This is a genomic window from Acidaminococcus nyctereutis (genome assembly GCF_052216985.1).
Taxonomy (GTDB): domain Bacteria; phylum Bacillota; class Negativicutes; order Acidaminococcales; family Acidaminococcaceae; genus Acidaminococcus; species Acidaminococcus fermentans_A.
Genome location: NZ_JBQOUY010000052.1, coordinates 1 through 4,948, shown reverse-complemented (window position 1 = coordinate 4,948; position 4,948 = coordinate 1). Strand labels below are relative to the sequence as shown.

The 4,948-nt window shown below is 44.7% G+C and carries 1 protein-coding gene and 1 pseudogene; both read right to left on the bottom strand.

From position 1 onward, the window contains the following. Positions 1 to 150: 150 nt before the first annotated feature. The gene (locus ACTUHY_RS12720; protein ID WP_442827989.1) at positions 151 to 3,222 is read right to left on the bottom strand and encodes a type III restriction-modification system endonuclease; all 3,072 of its coding nucleotides are present in this window, start codon (positions 3,220 to 3,222) and stop codon (positions 151 to 153) included. Between the two features lie 10 nt (positions 3,223 to 3,232). Further along, positions 3,233 to 4,765, bottom strand: a pseudogene (locus ACTUHY_RS12715) (site-specific DNA-methyltransferase); the annotation flags it as partial. Positions 4,766 to 4,948 lie beyond the last annotated feature (183 nt).

Genomic DNA, 4,948 nt, shown 5'->3' with positions numbered 1-4,948 from the left:
GTAGGAAAATCCAAAAGTTTAGATTTTCCCACAATGCTTATCTTTTGGTCTTTGGTTCGGAATAGTGTAGTGCTGGCGGTCTATCTCTTGTTTTCGGTTGCTTGCTTCCTTACCGTACATGAGCATTTACGCCAGGGTTAGTCTTCTCTTTTAAATTGCATTCATCAAGCTCAACAGATTCTGATAGGAGTCTACCTGGTCATATACCACATCATCTTTTGAAATCTCATTGAAAAGTTTCTTGGCACAGGTAATCTTAGCCTGTTCAATGGGACGCAAATCCAGGCTTTCCATAGAGCCTTTCGTTTCAGCCACAAAGTAGATATGCTTTACGGTTCCCTTCTGAAAAGCTATCGCCCAGTCCGGTGCATAGTTCCCCACAGGAGTCGGAATCTGGAAGCCCCGCGGCAGCTTGGCATATACCACCACTTTATCGTCCAGATCCATATCTTCTGCAAATTTGCGTTCCACGGATTTTTCTGCCGTTCCATCAGCGAAAACATAATCCTGCACATTCTTCTTCGCCCGATAGGCTTTGGAAAAGTCCTTATTCTTTTCGGCTGTAAAGATGGTCGAATCGTAGGACCCGTCGGTCTGATTATAAGTAATATCATTGACAATCATAGCAGCTTTTTCTTCATTGATCAGCTTCGAAACCTTGGAAATAAATTCCTCGGGATTATACCGATACATGACGAATTTGACAGGAGAAATTCCTTTCAGGATTGCCGTAACCGTTCTTCTGGTCAAATGGGTCCTGGTTCCAATCTGACCAATCAAATCATATTTGACCTGGCTGGTCTCGCCCCGTTTTAGGGTATAGGTGTGGCTCTTTTCAGCAATAAAGCCTTGCCCTTCCTTTACTTTTTCCGCAGACCATTCTTCCCCCTGGGTTCCCCGGGTCACCGTGTACTGGAGCTCTGTAACAAAAAGTTTATCGTCAATATGCCGGATTGCATTCTGAATCAGCTCATTGCTGTCAAAATGCACAGAATAACTCCATTTATGATTGATGTAATTCCAGAGCGTCTGGAATTCTTTCTTGAAGAAATTGTCATTCAGCGCATTTTCCTGCACCTTTGTCACGTGACCATTCTCAATCATACCGTCAAGCGCATGTTCATCAAAGATACCCTGCACCAGCGCATGCACGCCATCCCCGATATGTTTCACTTTCTCCGGAAGCGGAGCCAGGGAATGATTCTCAGCATCCGTCCGATACTGATCCGTGACATGACCGTCTTCGTCAATGTAATCATTTTTCACCAGATAGAAATAAATCGCGTTTGCCTCATCGCTGGTAACGGTGATGGTATCATCACCGACTCTCAGCCGTTTGCCTGCAAAGTATTCCGGCGTTGCCTTAGTTGGCCGCTCATACAGGTCATCCCTGATTTCCTTCTGCAGAGAAGAAACAAAGTCCTTATAGCCATCACTCGCGATAACGGTCAGCTTGTTGACTTCCTGTACCTCTGAGCCAAGAACGTGCTCATCCATCCGGCTGCCGGATTGGTTCACGCAGATTCGAAGGCCACGGCCCACTTCCTGCCGCTTGTTGGTTGTCGAATCGCCGCCATGCTTCAGCGTGCAGATCTGGAAGACATTCGGATTATCCCAGCCTTCCCGCAAGGCGGAATGGGAGAAAATAAAACGAACCGGGTTGTCAAAAGACAGCAGTTTCTCCTTATCTTTCAGAATCAATTCATAGGCAGACTCATCATCGCTGATATCAGAGCCACGCTTCATTTTACTGTCAATCTTGTGGCCTTTTTTGTCGATGCTGAAATATCCGGCATGGGTAGCATGCACATCGATGCTGCGCAGATACTGCTCATAAGGCGTGTTGAACAGAGTCAGATATTCATTGAGAATCGCTGTATATTCCTCTTCAAAAATCCGGCCATATTCCGAATTCACTTCGTTCCCGTCAGCATCATACTTTCGGTAATTCTCCACCTTATCGATAAAGAACAGGGAAAGGGTCTTGATACCGCGATCATACAGTTCCTTTTCCTTTTCGAAATGGGACCGAATAGTCTCGCGGATCTGTACACGACGAATATCCTTTTCACTGACATCGCCCAGGACTTCGCCTGTGTGAATTTCCATGCCATTGGTAAATGTCACAGCGCCCTTGATGGGGTCAATCTCATTGATATGATACCCCTGATACTGCTCCATCCCTTTCGAAAGAGTATAAAGGTCATCATCCACACCTACGAGTCTGGTCTCCCGATTGATGGACTTCTCATAGCGGATTTCAAATTCCAGGCGCGCCATAGGCGGTTTCTTCGGGGATATGACAATATTCTCCAGAAACAGGTAGCCGTCTGTTCCCCGGAGATTCTTGATATCGAAGCCCTTGACCTCGATCTTTTTGACCAGCTTCATCCGGTAGGCGTCCAGCGCATCCAAAACATACACCAGATCATGATGCTCTTTATGGGTGGCGGAATAATTCAGCATAAACAGTGGATTGAATTCCTTCAGGGATTCCTGCGTCTTTTTGCCGCCCATTTTCTGCGGTTCGTCCAGAATCACAATGGGCCTGTTGGCCTGGATCACATCGATGGGCCTGCGTCCGCCAAAATCCTCCGGCAGCTCCATGTGGATCCTTCGGGCATCCTTACCCCGGGCATTGAAGGCCTGTACATTAATAATCATAACAGAAAGATCTGCGCTGGAACTGAATCGGTCAATGTCCGTCAGATTTTTGGAGTTATACACAAAGAACCTTGCCTTTTTCCCGTACTGCTCCATGAAGTGATCCTGCATCATCTGGAAACTCTTCTGCACTCCTTCCCGGATGGCAATGGAGGGGACTACCACAATGAACTTGCTCCACCCATACTGCTTATTCAGCTCGAACATGGTCTTGATGTAAACATAGGTCTTTCCTGTACCCGTTTCCATTTCCACATCCAGAGAGCAGGCCCCCATATGCCGGGCAAGAGAAGAAGATTCCTTAATATTGCTGCCCTTTTGGACTTCCCGGATGTTATGAAGAAGCTGTGGCTCGTTCAGCGAAACCGGTGCGTTGGCAAACCCCATGAATAGTTCTTCATCAGACTGCTGCCCGTTAAACAGGTTGCGATAGTCATCCTGGCTGCCAACATCCCGACGGTAGCCGACCTTATCCTGAAAGGGCTGGCCGGAGAATACTCTGACTACGCTGTTTACAGCATCCGTCTGGTACCCCTGTATGGTGAATTTAAATTTCATGGCAACCATATCACAGCACCTTCCTTACCGTTTGCGGACTATAGGTATCAAAAATCTGCTCGAAGTTTGCAGCCACACTGTCAGAGCTGAAAGAACTGTCACGGAATACTGCATAGAAAGGATGCTTTCTGGCAATGGCGGTCACAACATCATCGGTCACATCCCTGTCAAAGCAGGCAATCAGATAGCCATCGGCCACAGAAAAAACCTTCTTCCCTGCAATTTCTTCCTCTTCCACTTTGGAAGACAGCAATACTCCCAGATCCAGCATGACCTGGATTAGAAGGTCTTCCGGTGTACGGTCTTCTTTGATGTTGTCTGTAAAAAGATCCAATTCTACTTGTTTTACATCAGAAGGTTTGTAATATACATCTTTCATGTTGGAAGAGTCCACCTTAAAGCAGCGGAAGCCGTAGTCGATATCAGCCCCCGTTTCCTCTTTGATTTTCTTGCCGGCGCGGCGGATGCGTTCTTCGCCGATGTCGCAAATCGTCTTGTAACCGGCTTTATATGCTTCTGATTTTTCGTTTGTTTCTTCTGGGAGCTGCACTAAGATAAATTTACGATTTCCACTGTCATCAGCATTTAACTGTATAACTGCGTGTGCAGTAGTAGCAGAGCCAGAGAAAAAGTCAAGTATAATGCTGTTTTTATCTGTTCGTACTGCCGTAAGTAAAAGCTGTTTTATCAAGCTAGTTGGTTTTGGAAAATCAAATGTTCTTAGATCAAATAACGATCGCATTTCCGCAGTACCTTGAGCAGTATTACTTTGATCAGATGTAATCAAATTTCTAAATGGAATTGTTCTTTCGATAGGATTTCCCTCGTTGTCAATACGAGCATAACGCTTATTATATACATTCCATTCTCCCCCCGTTTTCTTAAATTCAATAAATCCATTTGCAATCCCCCAGTCAACTTTTGTTTTGCTCCAGAGATAATTCCATCCCTCAGTAGATCTTTTGTTTCCTCCACCAGGGTAGCGAATTGATCCATCTGGCATGGTTATTCCATAATTCAATGCCTCAGAATAATGTCCAGAAACTCTTCGCCTGTCAAGTTTATCTAATGCATATTTTCCTCGTACTTTTTCATATTCATCTGTCAAAGAATAACTTTTATCATCAGCAAGCATTCCGTCAAATGTGAAGCTCGATCGATTTTTTGTATATATTAAAACATTTTCAGTAACAGTCACTATATCAGTACCCGTATTAGATCCAGCAGTCGACTGCCAGACAATATTAGCTACAAAGTTTTGCTCTCCAAAAATCTCATCACAAGATTTTCTCAAATTTTCCACTTCATTATCATCGATACTTATAAAGATAACCCCATATTCACTAAGCAAGTCTTTTGCTATGCGAAGTCTCGGATACATCATATTCAACCAATCCGTATGAAATCTTCCGTTGCTTTCACTATTTTGTACCAGCCGATTTCCTTTTTCATCGGTCTGCCCGCTGTTCTCTGCATAATCCGCTGCCTTCTGCGAAAAATCATCTTCGTAAATGAAGTCATTTCCCGTGTTATAGGGCGGGTCGGTTGCCTTACAACATTTGATACAATTACACGATTATTCCCTTAAATTCTTGAACAATGCACCCTGGGGTGCAAAGTGAAGTGCACCCCAGAAGCCCCCTGCAATTGCTGTTAAAATTGACATGCCTGGTGTTTTGGACAAAGAAAAAACCGCTCTGCATTTCTGCAAAGCGGTTTCTATTTA